The sequence below is a fragment of the Pseudarthrobacter sp. WHRI 8279 genome (genome assembly GCF_040224115.2).
Classification (GTDB): Bacteria; Actinomycetota; Actinomycetes; order Actinomycetales; family Micrococcaceae; genus Arthrobacter.
The window spans coordinates 3,807,539-3,824,180 of record NZ_CP168162.1; the positions used below are offsets into that span (position 1 = coordinate 3,807,539).

The window sequence follows — 16,642 nt, forward strand, 5'->3', positions numbered from 1 at the left end:
GCATCGGCCGGAATCGCGCGTCCGGTTGCGGCAGCCTGCTGCTACTCCTGCTACTCCGGGATTTCCAGCTGGAAACCGCACCGGCAGCGCAGGACCCGGGTAGGCAGGCAGACAGCGTTGAGGCTGCCACCGTTGTTGCCGCTCCGGTAGCACAGCCGTTCAATCTCGAGCCCGGCCTCTTCCATGGGGAAGCCGCAATGGATGTAGTCATCACCGAACATGATGACCTTGGCCATCCAGCGGACCTGGTGCAGCGCCGCGGCAACATCCCCCGCGTAGGCGAGATGCTCGTTGAACAACCCGCAGTCGTTGCAGGTGTAGGAGACAGTGACCAGGTCCCCATTGGCTGCACCCATCGCCCTGATGGCATGGATGGTCAGCTGGTGCTCCGTACCGCAGGTTTCGCAGCGCAGCTGGCGTGGCTGGGGCGGGGAGTGCCGGGATTCGAAGTAGACATGATGCCTGCTCTTTTCCACAATGTGCATCCTGGCCGCCGGTATGCTGCAGCGGCTCGTCCGCGGCCGTGCACCCGGCGGCGGATGTAAGCCCCTGTCTGTGTGGCTTCTGCTGCTGCATGACTTTACTGCTGGGTGCCTTTTACTACTGTGCAGCGTCGAATTTCCTGGGGCCCACTTTCGAATCTACGTGACGGAACTGCGGCTGTATAGGGAACTGCAGGCAACGTAGCGAACCCGTAACCGTACCCTTGGCCGCCTTCTCCATGCTCCTGGCAAGCCTGCCTCCGAACTCCGAGCTCTAATCTCCGAGCCTCCAAGCCCCGAGCCCCGGCCAGGTCCGGTCCGTGCCGGAAGCTAGCCGGCGAGCGGGGTCATGGCCAAGGCCAGCACGAAAGCAAGCGCCGCCGTTGCGAGCGGAGTCAGGAGCCAAAGCCCCACGATCCGGATCACCAGCTTCCGGTTCGTCACGGAAAAATTCTGGTTCTCGCCTGCGCCCAGGACCGCTGAGGTCACCGTGTGCGTGGTGGACAACGGCCAGTGCAGCCCAATAGCGCCCACAAAGAGCATCACCGCGCTGAAGATCTGCGCCACTGAACCCCGCAGGGGATCGATCCGGGTGATCTTGTACGCGATGGTGTGCGAGATCCGCCAGCCGCCAAACATTGTCCCGGCGGCCATCATCACGGCGGACAGCAGCACCACCCACAGGGGTATGGTGCCGGGATCGGCATATCCTGCTGCCAGCAGTGCCAGCAGCAGAACGGCGCTCACACGCTGCCCATCCTGCAGGCCGTGACCAAAAGCCACGGCCCCGGCGGCGATGGCCTGGCTCCGGCGGAAACGGTGGTTGACCACGTTGGGCTGCGTGTAGCGCGCCGCCCACGTGGCCGGATACACCAGCATGAAGGCGCCGCTGTAGGCAACAAGCGGGGACAGCACCAGCGGCAGCACTACCTGGAACAGCAGGGACTGGTCCACGCCGCCGACGCCGGGGCCGCCTAGCGCCAGGCTGGCCAGTCCCGCACCGGCCAGTCCGCCCACCAGGGCGTGCGTGGAGGAAGCCGGGATGCCCCGCCACCACAGCAGGATTCCCCAGGCGCAGGCGCTTGCCAGGCCGGCCACAAGGATGCTCAGGCCCCCATTGCCGGGCGGAAGGCTGATCCAGGCCTGGCTGACAGCCACGGCCAGGCCGGCGCTCAGCAGGGCACCCACAAAGTTGAAGAATGCAGCCAGCAGAACCGCCACGCTGGGGGTGAGTGCCCGGGTGCGCACAGCAAGGGCCACGGAGGTTGAGGCATCCCGGAAGCCGTTGAGGAACGTAAACGCCGCGGCCAGCAGGACCACGAATCCGAAGATGACCGGCGTCACCTCAGGATTCCTTGACGATGATGCTGCCCACCTGGGTGGCGATCCGCCGCATGTCCTTGGTGACTTCCACCAGTTGGTTGGCGATGTCCCGGTTGCGGGAGTACTGGGCCCACTTCATGTCCGCGATCATGTCCGCCACCCACACCCGGTGCGTCCTCTCGGCACGCTGGGCAAGGCGGAGGATTTCGATCCAGTAGTCCTCGAGGTCGTCCAGGTTGTTGAGCCGGCGCATGGCGTCCACTGTCAGTTCGGCCTGCCGGCTGATGATCTCCAGCTGGTCGGCCGCGCGTTTGGGCAGCCGCTCCAGCTTGTACAGGGCCACCAGCTCCGCGGCCGCGTCCATCTTTTCCATGGCCTCGTTGAGGTAGCGGGAGAGCGCGTACATGTCCTCGCGGGGGAGCGGGTTCACGAAACTGGTGCGCATGTGCGTCAGCAGGGCGAAGTGCAGTTCAGCGGACTTTGCCTCGTGGTTGTGCATGTCCTCCACGAGTTTGCCGTGCTCAGCGGCGGGGACGCCCAGTATTTCGGCCAGGGTGGCGCTGGCCAGCACGATCTGCTGGGCCAGCTGCGAAAGGAGGTCCAGCCCGGCGGGCTCCTGGGGAAAAAGGCGCAGCTTCACGTGTTTACCGGTCTCCGGGAAAAGTAAGGGCGGGGGGTTGCTGCCGTGTGACTTGACCTCGGCGGGCAACTGAGCCCCACTCTACCGGCCCTTGGCTGGGCACCTGAAAAGCGGGCATGAAAATGGTGCCGAACCGGATACGCCTCTCGGCGGTAGGCCGCTCTAGGCGGCTAATTGTTGAAGCCCGGGGGTTTCGCGGCTCGGCACCGGTTTCAGTTTTCTACTTTGGCTGGCGCAAGTCAATCTTGACAGATGGGGCAAGGGCGGGGCAGCCGGACTGAGTCAGTCGAGTTCTCCCAGCCGCCACGCATTCGCCGCGTGCTCAAGGTCCTCCGCGGTCTTGACCAGCTGGTGCGAGTTCCGGGTGAGCTTGCTGGCATGCGCCTCGTTGCCATGCTCGGCACCGTCGGCGATGGTGGCCTGGCCGAGCGCCACCACCCGGCAAAACGCTGCGGAACGTTCCAGCGCAACGTCGAACTCGCCGTCGAACGCTCCGGAAAGGATGGCATCCGCCATGTTCCGCATTTCGTCGGCACCCGGCGGCTCGGCCGCCCCTGCCACTACGTTGGACACCTGGGCGGTGTCCTTGCCGGCCCGGAAGTAGACCGAGATGCGCTCCGGGTCCTGGACCGTGGCCGCGCGCAGGGCATACAGCCGCCACAGGGCGCCGGGCAGCGAACGCGCGGGACTCTCCGCCCACATCTCAGCGATGGCTTCCAGCCCCTGCTCGTCGGCGAGCTTCACCAGGCGCTCGGTGACCACGGGATCATCGCTGTCACGGCCGTGGCGCACCAGTGCCTGGGCAGCAAGGTGGGCGGCCTCCGAGATGCGCGCGGGGTCCGCGCCCCCGGCAAAGGGCTCGAAGTCAATGGGAGCGAAGGGCTTTGGCTTATGGTGCCGGTTCGCGCCGCCGTACTGGCTGGATGCTGCTTGCTCACTCATGCCCCCACGCTACTCCTGTGCCGAGGCGGAAATCGAGCATCTATTCCCTTGCCCGGCCCGGGCTTCCGCGGCCCACGCCGGACCCGGGAGCTTCGTGCGAAGCGGCCGGAACCATGGGTTAGAGTATTAACGTCCAGAAATGGATTGGGCCGGATGGCCCGCACATACGCTGCGAATCCATCCGGCAGGGGCCTTTAGCTCAGTTGGTAGAGCATCGGACTTTTAATCCGTGGGTCGTGGGTTCGAGCCCCACAGGGCCCACTCTTTTAGCGAAGAGTGGCACGTCCCCGGCATCCTGGCAACAGGGCGCCGGGGACGTTTCCTTTTCCCGGGCTGTGCGGACTGCCGGCCCGTCCTTCCTAAGCTTGTTGGCGAAACCGGACCTTGAAGGCGTGGACCAGCGAAACAAGCGAACAAGCGAACAAGCCCAGGGTCCCCGGCGGATCGGCTGATCCGGCGATCCGGCAGGCAGCGGGCAGAATGGGCACATGGCAAAAAGCAGCAAGGGGCGCATGCCGCGCCTGGAAGATGTGGCCGACCGGGCCGGAGTCTCCCACCAGACCGTCTCCCGGGTAATCAACAACCACCCCAACGTCAGCGAAACCACCCGCACCAAGGTTGAGGCGGCCATCGCCGAACTGGGCTACCGGCGCAACACCGCAGCCCGGAGCCTGGTGACCCGTCGCTCGCAGACCATCGGCGTCCTGGCCAGCGAACTGTCACAGTACGGCCCTGCCAACACCCTCCTGGGCGTGGAGCAGGCAGCCCGGAATGCCGGCTACTTCGTCAGCATCGCCGCGCTGCGCGAGGTCAGCCGGGATGCCATTGCCGACGCCGCCAGCCACTTCATGGACCAGGCGGTGGACGGGATCGCGGTGCTGGTGCCGCACTCGGACACCCTTCTTGCCCTGGATGAAATGCGGCTGCCGGTGCCTGTTGTGGCCGTGGGGTCCCTTGGCAACAACAACGTAAGCGGGGCCATGGTGGACCAGCGCCGCGGCGCCCAGCTCGCCGTCGAACACCTTATTGGGGAGGGGCACCGCAGGATCGGACACCTGGCAGGGCCGCAGGACTGGATCGACGGTACAGAACGCGCCGAGGGCTGGCGCGAGGCCCTTCTGGGTGCCGGGCTTACGGATGATCTCCTGCTGCAGGGCGACTGGAGCGCCGGCAGCGGATATGCCGCCGGACGGAAGCTCGCAGCTGATCGCAGTGCCACGGCGATCTTCGTGGGGAACGACCAAATGGCGCTGGGCATGCTGCGCGCGTTCGCCGAGGCGGGGGTCAGGGTGCCCGACGACGTCTCCGTGGTGGGCTTCGACGACCAGCCGGAATCGGGGTACTTCACCCCGCCGCTCACCACCGTGCGGCAGGACTTCGAGGAACTGGGCCGCCGCTGCATGGACATCATGCTCAAGGAGATCGAAGCAGGCGCTGCCGTCAGCTCCATCGTGGTTACGCCGGAACTGGTCCTCCGCGCCAGCACCGCCCCGCCGGAAGGCCAAACACCTCCGGAAGGCCAAGCACCGCCGGTGGACGCCGCGCCGTAGCCCCCTGTTGCCGCACCCGGGCCCGCCCGGATGACGGCGGAAAAAATATTCTCAAGAATTTTCCATGCATGTGCATCCAACTCCGATGCTGCGCCGGTAGTAGAGGTGTAAGCAAAAAATGCCCGCGAGGCGGGCCGATCAATGGAGATAGACATGCGCAACAGCATTTTCACAGCAGGCGCCGGTGCAGCGGCAATCGCAGCAGCCATCGCTCTCGCCGGCCCGGCCCAGGCAGCGGAGGGGGACGCCCAGCTGTCCGTCCTCCACGGCGTCCCGGGCCTGACCGTGGACGTCTGGGTCAACGGTGACCGGACCCTCGATGACTTCACCCCCGGCAGCCTGGCCGGCCCGCTGGCCCTGCCCGCAGGCGCCTACGAACTCGCCATCACTGCCTCGGACGCCGCCGACGCTTCCGCAGCGGTCATCGGCCCCGTCAGTGTCACCCTGGCCGCCAACGGCAACTACACCGCGGTCGCCAACCTGGACGCCGCCGGCAACCCCACCGCCAACCTCTTCACCAATGACGTTTCCCAGATTGAGGCCGGCAAAGGCAAGCTGACCGTCCGGCACACAGCAGCCGCCCCTGCGGTGGACGTCCTCGCCGGCGGATCGCCGGTCATCACCAACCTGGCCAACCCGAACGAGCAGACGCTGACGCTGGACCCCGGAACCGTTCCGGCAGCAGTTGCAGCCACCGGAACCACTGCCCCGGTCATCGGCCCGGCCGACGTCACCATCGCCGAAGGCACGCACACCATTGTGTACGCCTGGGGCAGCCTGGCTGATGCGAACCTGCAGCTGGCCGTGCAGACCATTGAGGGCCTGCACTCCGCTCCGGGTTCAGTACCGGGCGCCCTTGACGGCTCCACCGTTGCCGTTCCGGCAGACTCCACCGCCCTCATGGCCGGATTCGGCGCCGCAGCCCTGGCACTGCTCCTTGGCGGCGTGGGCGTAGCCCGCACCGTCGCCGCCCGCCGGGCAGAGTAGTGAATCCGGCAGCCGCCCGGCGAGTGCCGGGCGGCTGCCGCTTTTCCCATCCCTGATGCAGGTTCCTTCCGGACCTGCCGAGAGAAAGGCCGGGCACGATGGAAGCCGAACACATGGAAAAAGGTACGACGACGGCAGGGGAGTCCCGCCGTCGGTCCTCCGTTTTCCCGGGTGCAGGAGTCCTCCTCGCCGGAGCCCTGGTGCTTTCCTCCTGCGCGGCCGCCCCGACCCAGCCGGTTCCACCCCCGCCTGCCGGCCAGGCAGCGGTTGGGCAGCCCGTAAACCCTGCGCAGCCCCTAAATTCCGCCCCGGCCCCATCCGAAGGCCCGGCCCAGCCCGCCCCGGCCCAGCCCGAAAGCCCTGCCCCGGCCCCAGTGGCTGCCGCTGGCCCGGCGGCAATCCCCAACATTCCCGTGCGCCCGGCGGCCCCGGCGGCCGTGAGCGCAGCGCCAGCCCCGGTCTCCCTTTCCGTTGCCGGCACCCGCATCAACATGCCGGTGGTGCCGGTGGGCGTATCCGGCGGCGGCGCCATGGAGATTCCTGACGCGTTCGACCTGGCCGGCTGGTACCGCTTCGGGCCCGCACCGGGTGCCGCCACGGGCACGGCCGTGATCGCCGGGCACATCGATACAAAGTCTGACAACGCGCCGTTTTCCGCCTTGAAGTCCGTGGCTGCCGGAACCCTGGTGCAGGTGGGCCGTGAGGGTGCTCCCACTTTGAATTACCGGGTGGTGGTCGTTGAGCTGATGGCCAAGGACCGGTTCGACGGAAGCTCGGTGTTCCGGCGGTCCGGGCCCCACGAACTCAAAGTCATCACATGCGGCGGCAAGTGGCTGGACGAACGAATGGACTACAGCGACAATGTGATTGTCACCGCGGTCCTGGAGTGAGCGGTGACCCTGCCATGATTGTCGCTGCCGACGCTGCGAAGGAGCCCCGTTTGGTACCTCCCGACCAGGCTCCGCCGGGGTGGGAAGACGGCCTGACGCCGTCCTTCCTTGCAGGAGATGAACGTGCCCTGGCAGCCGCCTACCGGGAGTTTGCCCCGCTGGTCCACACCCTGGCGCTGCGTTCCCTGCCGGACCGTTCAGCGGCCGACGACGTCACGCAGGAGGTTTTCATCCGCGTGTGGCGCTCGCGGAGCACCTTCAATCCCCAGGTGGCCAGGCTGCCGGCGTGGATTGTGGGCATCACCCGGAACGTCATCTCGGATACCTTGTCCGCTTCCGCCCGTGAGGTGCGGAAAGCCGTGGCAGTGGCCGGAGCCGGCATGGCGGAGGACGCGGGCACCGGCCATGAAGATGCCGAGCTCCTGGCTGACAGGCTCCTTTTGGACGGGGAGCTGGACCGGCTCGGCGAGCCCCAGGGTTCCATCATGAAGCTTGCCTTCTACGATGACCTGACGCACGAACAGATTTCGAGGAAACTTGGCCTGCCTCTTGGTACGGTCAAGAGCCATATCCGCCGCAGCCTGTCCACCCTAAGAAACAGATTGGAGGTAAACCATGCCGCATCCTGATCCGGAAGAGTTAAGCCTCCTTGCGCTGTACGACGACTGGGACGACAGCAATACCCGTGACCACCTACGGGTTTGCCCCGAATGCGCGGCGGATTTCGCGGCACTGCGGCGCACCGTGGAGGCCGTCAAAACACCGCCCGAAACCAGCCGCCTTGAAGTGCCCGGCCCCGGCGTGTGGGCCGGGATCCACCGGGAGCTGGGGCTTTCTGAATCCGTGCAGGACGACCCCCTGGCCGGCGTCAGGGAACATTACGGAACTGTCCGGCCGGGATGGGCGCCGGCGGAAACCACTGCGGGTGAAGTCGCAAGGGATTCCAGGGGCGGCGGCCAGGACGCCGGCCGGGATACGGGCCAGGATGTCCGGCAGGCGGATGAATCCGCCGCGGAGCGGGAAGCGCCGGCCGAGCCAGTATCACTGCAGGAGAGGACCGCGTCCCGTGCTGCCACACGCCGGTCCCAGGCATGGTGGCAGCGTCCGGGGCCGTGGATGGCCGCTGCCGCAGCTGCCGTCCTGGTGACCGCGGGAGCGGTGTGGTCCCTCAACCAGACACCACGGCCGCTGGCCGAGGCCGACCTGGCTCCGCTGCCCAAATACTCCGCCGCCGGGTCAGCAAGGGTTGTGGAAACCGCAGACGGGTCCCGGGCACTGGAGGTCCGGCTCAGCAAGGACGAAGCGCAGGGCTACCAGGAGGTCTGGCTGATCGCGCCCGACCTCTCACGCCTGGTGAGCCTGGGCGTCATGAACTCCGACTCCGGAACTTTCCAGTTGCCGGCCGGCCTGGAGATTTCGGAGTACCCGATTGTGGACGTCTCCGACGAGCCTGTGGACGGCAACCCCGCCCACTCAAGCGTCAGTATCGCCAGGGGCACGCTCGCCACCTGACCTGTCCCTCCGCCGCACCACGGAAACCAGCCTGGTCCATTGCGTAAGCATGGCTGCGGTTATCAGGGCCGCAGCTGCGTGAAGGTGCAGCATCAGGTGCAGGGAGTGCGTGGCGCCGGTTGCGTCCGGGGCGGGGCCGCCGGAAGTGGGCACACCCGGCCCTTCCGGGATGGACGTCGCGCCGTGGTGGCCCGGCAGTGTGAATCCGCTGGCCGTGGAGAATGCGGCGAAGGCCAGGTGCAGCAGCTGCTGTGCCACTCCGGCTGCGACGAGGACTGCCCACCCGGGCAGGCGGTGCCGCCCGGCCATTGCGGCGACCATGCCCAGCAGGGCGGCCAAAGCGACAACGATGGGCACCCCGGGCGCCTGTCCTCCGGCGGCCAGGTGGGCGGCCAGTCCCAGGGCGGTTGACAACGGCCCGGCGGCCCACGCGGGGGAGTGGCTCCCTGCTGCAGGTGCGGGGGTATCCGTGTGCCCAACGGCGCGTATGCCTTCCATCGTTCCCCCTCCTGCTTCCCTGCCGCTTCCAGTCTTCCTGCCCGTACCCCGCTTGGCCGCTCCTCAGTCACGTCCGGCAGCCCAGTCTGCGGCGGGTCCGGTCCCGCCCGGTCCCCTGCCGTCATTCCTTTCCAACCCCTCGGCAGCCGGCGCCTTGCTGTTGACTTCGCTGTTGTTAGCGCTCACAATTAAGCGCAGGCCGCGAAGTGGCGGCAGCTATGGAGGAACTTTCTTATGGACGCAGTGGACGCTCCGGACTCGTTTGTTATTGGCGTGGACTATGGAACGCTTTCGGGCCGCGCCGTGGTGGTGCGGGTACGGGACGGCAAGGAGCTCGGCAGCGGCGTGTATGACTATCCGCATGCCGTGGTGACTGGCTCCCTGCCCGAGGACGTGGCCGGCCGCGGTGCTGACGGCCAACCCGTCCGCCTTCCCGGCGAGTGGGCCCTTCAGGTGCCGGACGACTACCGTGACGTCCTGCGCCATGCGGTTCCCGCGGCGCTGGCTGAGGCTGGGATCGACCCGGCCGCCGTCGTCGGCATTGCCACCGACTTCACCGCCTGCACCATGGTGCCGGTCAAGGCGGACGGTACCCCGCTGAACGAACTGCCCGGTCTTGAGAACCGCCCGCACGCCTACGTGAAGCTCTGGCGCCACCACGCCGCTCAGCCGCAGGCTGACCGGATCAACCACTTGGCTGCCGAACGCGGCGAAGACTGGCTTCCGCGGTATGGCGGCCTCATCTCCTCCGAATGGGAGTTCGCCAAGGGGTTGCAGTTGCTGGAGGAGGACCCCGAGGCTTACGCCGAAATGGACCACTGGGTTGAGGCTGCGGATTGGATTGTCTGGCAGCTGTGCGGCCGCTACGTCCGCAATGCCTGCACGGCCGGTTACAAGGGGATTTACCAGGACGGCCGCTACCCGTCCGAGGACTTCCTGGCCGCCCTGAACCCGCAGTTCAAGGACTTCGTCAGCGCCAAGCTGGAGCACACCATCGGCCGGCTGGGAGATGCCGCCGGGCACCTCACCGCCGAAGCCGCGGCCTGGACCGGGCTGCCGGAAGGCATTGCCGTGGCCGTGGGAAACGTGGACGCCCATGTCACGGCGCCGGCGGCGAAGGCCGTGGATCCCGGCCAGCTGGTGGCCATCATGGGAACCTCCACCTGCCATGTCATGAACGGCACCGAACTGCGTGAAGTGCCCGGCATGTGCGGGGTGGTGGACGGCGGCATCGTGGACGGACTGTGGGGTTATGAGGCCGGCCAGTCCGGCGTGGGAGACATCTTCGGCTGGTTCACCAAGTACGGAGTGCCGCCCGAATACCACCAGGCAGCCGAAGCTGCCGGGCTTGGCATCCACGATTACCTCACGGAACTGGCGTCACGGCAGGCGATCGGCGAGCACGGCCTGATCGCGCTGGACTGGCACTCAGGCAACCGCTCCGTCCTGGTGGACCATGAGCTGTCAGGGATTGTTGTTGGGCAGACGCTGGCAACCCGTCCCGAGGACACCTACCGGGCACTCCTGGAAGCCACAGCCTTCGGCACCCGCACAATTGTGGACGCCTTCCGGAACTCCGGCGTTCCCGTGAAGGAGTTCATCGTTGCCGGCGGCCTGCTCAAGAATCCGCTCCTCATGCAGATCTACGCTGATGCCACCGGGCTGCAGCTCTCCACAATCGGGTCGGCCCAAGGGCCGGCACTCGGTTCGGCCATCCACGCCGCCGTGGCCGCCGGGAAGTACGCCGACATCCGGGAAGCGGCCGCCGCCATGGGCTCCGAGCCCGGCGAGGTGTATACCCCCATCCCGGAAAACGTGGCTGCCTATGAGGAGCTCTTCCAGGAGTACAAGACGCTGCACGACTACTTCGGGCGGGGCAGCAACGATGTGATGCACCGGCTCAAGGCCATCCAGCGCCGGGCTGCCGGCGCAGTGCTTCCCGGCCCCGCGGCAGCATCGCCGGCCCGCGCCACGGCAGGGGTGTCCGCATGAGCGCCGGAATCCTGGAAACCATTGCCCGCGTCCGGGAAGAGGTGTGCACCCTGCACGCGGAACTGACCCGGTATCAACTCGTGGTGTGGACAGCGGGCAACGTCTCTGCCCGGGTTCCCGGCCAGGACCTCATGGTCATCAAGCCCTCGGGTGTCTCCTATCAGGACCTTACGCCGGAACAGATGGTGGTCACGGACCTGTACGGCGAGCCTGTCTCTGGAGACGCAACAGGTGAGTGGGGGAACCCGCCGCTGTCGCCGTCGTCGGACACAGCGGCGCACGCCTACGTCTACCGGCACATGCCCGACGTCGGCGGGGTGGTGCACACGCACTCCACCTACGCCACCGCCTGGGCAGCCCGCGGCGAAGCCATCCCGTGCGTGCTCACCATGATGAGCGACGAGTTCGGCGGCAGCATTCCGGTGGGGCCGTTCGCCCTCATCGGCGACGACTCGATCGGCCACGGGATCGTGGAGACCCTGAAGAATTCCAATTCACCGGCGGTGCTCATGCAGAACCATGGGCCGTTCACCATCGGCAAGGACGCGAAATCGGCAGTCAAGGCAGCCGTGATGTGCGAGGAAGTGGCCCGCACCGTCCACATTGCCCGGCAGTTGGGCGAGCCGGTGCCGATCGACCAGGGCCACATCGACTCCCTTTACGCCCGCTACCAGAACGTCTACGGCCAGTAACATCCCGGCCGGACGCGCCGCCGCAACGTCCCAAAAAACTTTCGCAGGAGAACCCATGAGCACCGCAGCAAACACTTCCCTTGACGGCTATGAAGTCTGGTTCCTGACCGGCAGCCAGCACCTCTACGGCGAGGACGTCCTCAAGCAGGTGGCCGCCCAGTCGCAGGAGATCGCCAACCAGCTCAACGCCAGTTCCTCCGTCCCGGTGCGGATCGTCTGGAAGCCGGTCCTGACCGACTCCGACGCCATCCGCCGCACCGCGCTGGAAGCGAACTCGAACGATTCCGTCATCGGCGTGACCGCCTGGATGCACACTTTCAGCCCGGCCAAGATGTGGATCTCCGGCCTGGACCTGCTCCGCAAACCACTGCTGCACCTGCACACCCAGGCCAACGTGGAACTGCCCTGGGCGGATATCGACTTCGACTTCATGAACCTCAACCAGGCCGCGCACGGCGACCGCGAATTCGGGTACATCCAGTCCCGCCTGGGCATCGCCCGCAAGACCGTGGTGGGGCACGTCTCCAACCCGGAGGTGGCCCTCCAGGTGGGGTCCTGGCAGCGCGCCGCCGCTGGCTGGGCCGCCGTCCGCACCCTGAAACTGAACCGCTTCGGGGACAACATGCGCAACGTCGCCGTCACCGAAGGTGACAAGACCGAGGCCGAGCTGCGCTTCGGCGTGGCGGTCAACACCTGGTCCGTCAACGAGCTTGCCGACGCCGTGCACGGTGCTGCGGAGTCCGACGTCGACACGCTGGTTGCCGAGTATGAGGACCTTTACGACGTGGTTCCGGAGCTCCGCGCAGGCGCGGCACGGCACGAGTCGCTCCGCTACGGCGCCCGGATCGAGCTGGGACTGCGCAGCTTCCTGGAAGCCAACGGCTCTGCCGCGTTCACCACCTCCTTCGAGGACCTGGGCGCGCTCCGCCAGCTCCCGGGCCTGGCCGTCCAGCGCCTGATGGCTGCCGGCTACGGCTTCGGCGCCGAGGGCGACTGGAAGACCGCCATCCTGGTCCGCGCGGCTAAGGTCATGGGTGCAGGGCTGCCCGGCGGCGCGTCCCTCATGGAGGACTACACCTACCACCTGGCCCCCGGTGCCGAGAAGATCCTGGGCGCGCACATGCTGGAGGTCTGCCCCTCGCTCACTGCCGCGAAGCCGCGGCTGGAGATCCACCCGCTGGGCATCGGCGGCAAGGAGGACCCGGTCCGCCTGGTGTTCGACGCCGACGCCTCCCCGGGTGTCGTGGTGGCCCTTTCGGACATGCGGGACCGTTTCCGTCTGGTGGCCAACGCCGTCGACGTGGTTCCACTGGACCAGCCGCTGCCCAACCTTCCCGTGGCACGTGCACTCTGGCAGCCCAAGCCGGACTTCGCCACCTCCGCCGCCGCCTGGCTCACCGCCGGCGCCGCGCATCACACCGTGCTGTCCACGCAGGTGGGCATGGACGTGTTCGAGGACTTCGCCGAAATCGCCAAAACAGAGCTGCTCACCATCGACGAGGGAACCACCATCCGGCAGTTCAAGAAGGACCTGAACTGGAATGCTGCCTACTACAAGCTGGCAGGCGGGATCTAGCTGCCAAAGTGTGCGCGGGGTGGTCCTTCGGGCAGCTTGTCCAGGATGTCCTCGGCCACCCTGCGCACCTTGATGTTGCGGTGGCTCGACGCCTTGGCCAGGATGGCGAAAGCCTCGTGGTAGGAGCACCTGTTCTGGGCCATGATCACTCCGCACGCCACGTTGATGGAGGTCCGGCTGTCCAGGGCTGAGCGCAGGTCCGTGGCGGTGGACCTGGCTGAATGCAGGCTGACGGCAACTTCCAGGCTCTTGGCCGCAAGGCCTGCGAAGCTGCGGGCTTCGGAGATGACCTGAAGCGGGAACGCCTTGGCGTCCTGGGCAAACAGTGCCAGGGCGGCAGGTGCGTCAGCCGGGCCGGTACCGTCGCCGTCGGCATCGGTTGCGATCCGAAGCCTGATCCCCATGGCACTGCCGAAACCCGCCATCTGCAGCTGGGTGGAATACCGCGGCCAGCGGAAATCACCGTTGCGCTGGAGCACGGCCACCGGATGGTGGCCGGCCAGCACCTCGTGCAAAGGGCCCTCGCCAGCCTGCTGCTCCCACTCCAGGAGCTCCACAACGCCCCCGGAGGTGCCGGTAACGGCGGAATTCCTCTTCGGCTGGTGCACCACAACACCGCACTCAATCCTCAGGCCCGTGGCCCGGACAATTGTCCGGACGGCTGCCGCGGCGAGCACGTCAAGGGATTCACGTAAGTTGTGGGTGCCGCTGACAAGGTCGAGGAGGATGCCGTCCTGGGCGCCGCTGTCGGCCGCCGCGGCCTCGCCCGCCGCGGCCAGGGCCGCCGGAGCGTGCTGTGCAGGCCGGCGGCCTTTGCCCTTCTGCGCATGAAGAGGGCCGGCGACGGCTGGGGGAGAGGCCTTGGTCTCAAAGGCCTCCTCGTCGCCGGCCCCGTTTAGTACCCGTGCCCTGCGGGCCGGGAAAGCCGAACTTATGTTTTGTGCGTGCATTGCAGTCTCACACCCCCTCGTGAGACAAGTACTACGAGTCAGAAGTCGTCTTGCCTCTGAGAAGAACTTAGTTGGGCCATCCGCGCCGGTGAATGCGTAAGGGATACCCGTTTTTCAGATTAGGTACTACTTGGATTTCGGCCGGCGCCGCATTCGTTTCGCCTTTGCCGCGGGTGGCCGGGAATAGGGCTGCCCGAATCCCGGCCTGCCTCCACTTGCCACCTTCCCTGCAGCTGCTTGACTCCTGCCACGGCAGCGCCAAGAATGTTTCTATAACGTTGTACAAATGAGAAACGAGGAAGTTTTCGTGACCGCTGCAGAACCAGCCACCGCCAGGATCACCATGGACCCCGCCTTCGCTGTGGGGCCGGTCCGGCGGCGCACTTTCGGTGCCTTCGTGGAGCACCTTGGCCGTTGTGTCTATACCGGGATCTTCGAGCCCGAACACCCGAAGGCGGACCAGGACGGTTTCCGCAGCGACGTGCTGGAACTGACCCGGGAACTCGGAGTCTCCACCGTCCGCTATCCCGGCGGCAACTTCGTGTCCGGCTACCGCTGGGAGGACGGCGTGGGTCCCGTGGACAAGCGCCCGGTCCGGCTGGACCTCGCCTGGCACTCCACCGACCCCAACCTGGTGGGCGTGGACGAGTTCGCCAAGTGGTCCGCCAAGGCAGGCGTCGAGCCCATGATGGCCGTGAACCTGGGCACCCGGGGCACGCAGGAAGCGCTTGATCTGCTGGAGTACTGCAACATCGACGGCGGCACGGCCTTCTCGGACCAGCGCCGGGCCAACGGCGCAGAGGAGGGCTACGGCATCAAGATGTGGTGCCTGGGCAACGAAATGGACGGCCCGTGGCAGATCGGCCACAAGAACGCCCTTGAATACGGGCGGCTGGCGGCAGACACCGCCCGCGGCATGCGGATGATCGAACCTGACCTGGAACTCGTGGCGTGCGGCAGTTCGGGGCCCACCATGGACACTTTCGGTGAGTGGGAGCGCGTTGTCCTCTCCGAAACCTACGAGCTGGTGGACCTGATCTCCGCCCACCAGTACTTCGAGGACTTCGGCGACCTGCAGGAACACCTCTCCGCCGGGCACCGGATGGAAACCTTCATCCAGGACATCGTCAGCCACATCGACCACGTGAAGTCGGTGAAGAAGTCCACCAAACAGGTCAACATCTCCTTCGACGAGTGGAACGTGTGGCACATGAGCCGCGACGAGTCGCGCGCGCCCACCGGCAAGGACTGGCCGGTGGCCCCGGTCCTCCTCGAGGACACCTACACCGTGGCGGACGCCGTCGTCGTCGGTGACCTGCTGATCACCCTGCTCAAGAACACGGACCGCGTCCACTCAGCCAGCCTGGCCCAGCTGGTGAACGTCATCGCGCCCATCATGACCGAGCCCGGAGGCCGCGCCTGGAAGCAGACCACCTTCCACCCGTTCGCCCTCACCTCCCGCCACGCCTCCGGGACGGTGCTTCAGCTCGCCGTCGAATCCCCGCTGGCCAGCGGCGGCAAGACCGCCGGCTTTGCCGCCGTGTCCGCCGTCGCAACGTACGACGCCGGCAAGGGTGAAGCCGTGGTGTTCGCCGTCAACCGCTCCGCCACGGATGCGCTGGGCCTGGATGCCGTGGTGTCCGGCCTGGGCAGCGTGCGCGTGCTTGAAGCGGTCACTTACGCCAACAAGGACCCGTACTGGCAGGCAACCGCCGATGATTCGACGTCGGTCCTGCCTACGGAAAACGTCACGGTCAAAACGGACGGCGGCAGGCTCACTGCGGACCTGCCGGCCGTATCCTGGTCCATGATCCGGCTGGCCGTCAACCAGTAACCCTGTCCAGGAGTTTTTGTCCAGGTATGCGGAGATAAACCGCCCACAACCCTGCATATCTGGACAAAAACTCCACGGGGCGGGACGGCATGACGGCGGCGCCACGCCTCTGGGAGGATGGACGGCATGGAACTGCACATCACGGGTGATCCCGCCGCGGACAAGTTGTTGAGTGAGGACGCCTTCGCGTTGCTGACAGGGATGCTGCTGGACCAGCAGGTGACCATGGAATCGGCCTTCGCCGGTCCGGAGAAAATCAGGGCACGGATCGGATCCGTGGAGCCCGGGGCCATCGCCTCGCAGGATCCGGGCGAGTTCGTGGAGATGTTCAAGGAACGTCCGGCCGTCCACCGCTTTCCCGGCTCGATGGCGGCCCGCGTGCAGGCGCTCGCTAAGACCGTGCACAACGAGTGGGACGGCGACGCCACCGCCATCTGGACCAGGGGCAACCCGGACGGAGCCGAGGTGCTGCGCCGGCTCAAGGCCCTGCCCGGCTTCGGTGATCAGAAAGCCAGGATCTTCCTTGCGCTGCTCGGCAAGCAGTGCGGACTGCAGGCTCCCGGGTGGCGTGAAGCGGCCGGGCACTACGGAGAGGAAGGCTCCTACCTCTCCGTGGCAGACATCGTGGATCCGGAATCCCTCGCCAAGGTGCGGGCCAGCAAGCAGGCCGCCAAGGCAGCCGCGAAAGCGGCGAAGGCCTGACCGCACTTCATACGCCGCGCCGCATACGCCGCGCCGCAGTGACCATGCGTGGCCGGCGGGTGCAGCGTGGCC

General features: G+C 66.8%; 16 protein-coding genes and 1 tRNA gene. 11 read left to right on the forward strand and 6 right to left on the reverse strand.

Annotated features, from left to right (window positions below; all coding sequences use genetic code 11):
- Nucleotides 1-50 precede the first annotated feature (50 nt).
- The 4 genes from ABRP28_RS17455 to ABRP28_RS17470 form a co-directional block, all read right to left on the reverse strand.
- Nucleotides 51-476 (reverse strand): hypothetical protein, encoded by a 426-nt coding sequence (locus ABRP28_RS17455; protein ID WP_350001228.1) that lies wholly within the window; start codon nt 474-476, stop codon nt 51-53.
- A gap of 336 nt (nt 477-812) precedes the next feature.
- Nucleotides 813-1,826, reverse strand: a complete 1,014-nt coding sequence (locus ABRP28_RS17460) for an inorganic phosphate transporter (RefSeq protein WP_350001226.1) — start codon at nt 1,824-1,826, stop codon at nt 813-815.
- 1 nt (nt 1,827) lies between these two features.
- The gene (locus ABRP28_RS17465) at nt 1,828-2,445 is read right to left on the reverse strand and encodes a DUF47 domain-containing protein (RefSeq protein ID WP_231455803.1); all 618 of its coding nucleotides are present in this window, start codon (nt 2,443-2,445) and stop codon (nt 1,828-1,830) included.
- A 282-nt stretch (nt 2,446-2,727) separates the two neighbouring features.
- Nucleotides 2,728-3,387, reverse strand: coding sequence for a hypothetical protein (locus tag ABRP28_RS17470; protein ID WP_350001224.1), 660 nt, complete (start codon nt 3,385-3,387; stop codon nt 2,728-2,730).
- A gap of 188 nt (nt 3,388-3,575) precedes the next feature.
- On the opposite strand from ABRP28_RS17470, the gene ABRP28_RS17475 reads away from it, so the two are divergent.
- The 6 genes from ABRP28_RS17475 to ABRP28_RS17500 all read left to right on the forward strand — a co-directional run bounded on the left by ABRP28_RS17475 (nt 3,576) and on the right by ABRP28_RS17500 (nt 8,326).
- A tRNA-Lys gene (locus ABRP28_RS17475) sits at nt 3,576-3,648 on the forward strand.
- A gap of 227 nt (nt 3,649-3,875) precedes the next feature.
- Complete coding sequence (locus ABRP28_RS17480; RefSeq protein ID WP_350001223.1) at nt 3,876-4,937, forward strand: LacI family DNA-binding transcriptional regulator; 1,062 nt, start codon at nt 3,876-3,878, stop codon at nt 4,935-4,937.
- A 153-nt stretch (nt 4,938-5,090) separates the two neighbouring features.
- A complete protein-coding gene (locus ABRP28_RS17485; RefSeq protein WP_350001222.1) occupies nt 5,091-5,924 on the forward strand; it encodes a DUF4397 domain-containing protein in 834 nt (277 codons plus the stop codon).
- 98 nt (nt 5,925-6,022) lie between these two features.
- The gene (locus tag ABRP28_RS17490; protein WP_350001221.1) at nt 6,023-6,814 is read left to right on the forward strand and encodes a class F sortase; all 792 of its coding nucleotides are present in this window, start codon (nt 6,023-6,025) and stop codon (nt 6,812-6,814) included.
- Between the two features lie 50 nt (nt 6,815-6,864).
- The gene (locus tag ABRP28_RS17495; RefSeq protein ID WP_374152883.1) at nt 6,865-7,443 is read left to right on the forward strand and encodes an RNA polymerase sigma factor; all 579 of its coding nucleotides are present in this window, start codon (nt 6,865-6,867) and stop codon (nt 7,441-7,443) included.
- Complete coding sequence (locus tag ABRP28_RS17500) at nt 7,430-8,326, forward strand: anti-sigma factor (protein WP_350001219.1); 897 nt, start codon at nt 7,430-7,432, stop codon at nt 8,324-8,326. Before ABRP28_RS17495 ends, ABRP28_RS17500 begins: the two co-directional genes overlap by 14 nt.
- Here the strand turns inward: ABRP28_RS17500 and ABRP28_RS17505 are convergent.
- Entirely contained in the window at nt 8,288-8,824 is a 537-nt protein-coding gene (locus ABRP28_RS17505; protein ID WP_350001218.1) for a hypothetical protein, read from the reverse strand. The two genes, ABRP28_RS17500 and ABRP28_RS17505, sit on opposite strands and share 39 nt — an antisense overlap.
- Before the next feature lie 234 nt (nt 8,825-9,058).
- Between ABRP28_RS17505 and araB the strand changes: the two genes are divergently transcribed.
- Genes araB through araA form a run of 3 tightly spaced genes read left to right on the forward strand, consistent with a single transcriptional unit; the run spans nt 9,059 to nt 13,084 of the window.
- Complete coding sequence (gene araB, locus ABRP28_RS17510) at nt 9,059-10,816, forward strand: ribulokinase (RefSeq protein WP_350001216.1); 1,758 nt, start codon at nt 9,059-9,061, stop codon at nt 10,814-10,816.
- Nucleotides 10,813-11,508: an L-ribulose-5-phosphate 4-epimerase gene (locus ABRP28_RS17515; protein WP_350001214.1), complete on the forward strand. Its 696-nt coding sequence runs from the start codon at nt 10,813-10,815 to the stop codon at nt 11,506-11,508. Before araB ends, ABRP28_RS17515 begins: the two co-directional genes overlap by 4 nt.
- Before the next feature lie 55 nt (nt 11,509-11,563).
- Complete coding sequence (gene araA, locus ABRP28_RS17520; RefSeq protein ID WP_350001212.1) at nt 11,564-13,084, forward strand: L-arabinose isomerase; 1,521 nt, start codon at nt 11,564-11,566, stop codon at nt 13,082-13,084.
- Here araA and ABRP28_RS17525 read toward each other — a convergent pair.
- A complete protein-coding gene (locus ABRP28_RS17525; protein ID WP_350001211.1) occupies nt 13,081-14,034 on the reverse strand; it encodes an ANTAR domain-containing protein in 954 nt (317 codons plus the stop codon). The genes araA and ABRP28_RS17525 overlap by 4 nt on opposite strands.
- A 286-nt stretch (nt 14,035-14,320) precedes the next feature.
- Between ABRP28_RS17525 and ABRP28_RS17530 the strand changes: the two genes are divergently transcribed.
- Together ABRP28_RS17530 and ABRP28_RS17535 are read left to right on the forward strand one after the other, a co-directional pair.
- On the forward strand, nt 14,321-15,868 hold the full coding sequence (locus tag ABRP28_RS17530) for an alpha-N-arabinofuranosidase (protein WP_350001209.1): 1,548 nt from the start codon (nt 14,321-14,323) through the stop codon (nt 15,866-15,868).
- A 117-nt stretch (nt 15,869-15,985) separates the two neighbouring features.
- Nucleotides 15,986-16,570: an HhH-GPD-type base excision DNA repair protein gene (locus ABRP28_RS17535; RefSeq protein ID WP_350001207.1), complete on the forward strand. Its 585-nt coding sequence runs from the start codon at nt 15,986-15,988 to the stop codon at nt 16,568-16,570.
- The last annotated feature ends 72 nt before the right edge of the window (nt 16,571-16,642 follow it).

Bases quoted from the DNA above. Each gene is read 5' to 3' on its own strand.
- ABRP28_RS17525 (WP_350001211.1), bottom strand. From the start codon at position 14,034: ATGCACGCACAAAACATAAGTTCGGCTTTCCCGGCCCGCAGGGCACGG.
- ABRP28_RS17500 (WP_350001219.1), top strand. From the start codon at position 7,430: ATGCCGCATCCTGATCCGGAAGAGTTAAGCCTCCTTGCGCTGTACGAC.
- ABRP28_RS17505 (WP_350001218.1), bottom strand. From the start codon at position 8,824: ATGGAAGGCATACGCGCCGTTGGGCACACGGATACCCCCGCACCTGCA.
- ABRP28_RS17535 (WP_350001207.1), top strand. From the start codon at position 15,986: ATGGACGGCATGGAACTGCACATCACGGGTGATCCCGCCGCGGACAAG.
- ABRP28_RS17470 (WP_350001224.1), bottom strand. From the start codon at position 3,387: ATGAGTGAGCAAGCAGCATCCAGCCAGTACGGCGGCGCGAACCGGCAC.
- ABRP28_RS17530 (WP_350001209.1), top strand. From the start codon at position 14,321: ATGAGAAACGAGGAAGTTTTCGTGACCGCTGCAGAACCAGCCACCGCC.
- ABRP28_RS17515 (WP_350001214.1), top strand. From the start codon at position 10,813: ATGAGCGCCGGAATCCTGGAAACCATTGCCCGCGTCCGGGAAGAGGTG.
- ABRP28_RS17480 (WP_350001223.1), top strand. From the start codon at position 3,876: ATGGCAAAAAGCAGCAAGGGGCGCATGCCGCGCCTGGAAGATGTGGCC.
- araA (WP_350001212.1), top strand. From the start codon at position 11,564: ATGAGCACCGCAGCAAACACTTCCCTTGACGGCTATGAAGTCTGGTTC.
- ABRP28_RS17490 (WP_350001221.1), top strand. From the start codon at position 6,023: ATGGAAGCCGAACACATGGAAAAAGGTACGACGACGGCAGGGGAGTCC.
- araB (WP_350001216.1), top strand. From the start codon at position 9,059: ATGGACGCAGTGGACGCTCCGGACTCGTTTGTTATTGGCGTGGACTAT.
- ABRP28_RS17485 (WP_350001222.1), top strand. From the start codon at position 5,091: ATGCGCAACAGCATTTTCACAGCAGGCGCCGGTGCAGCGGCAATCGCA.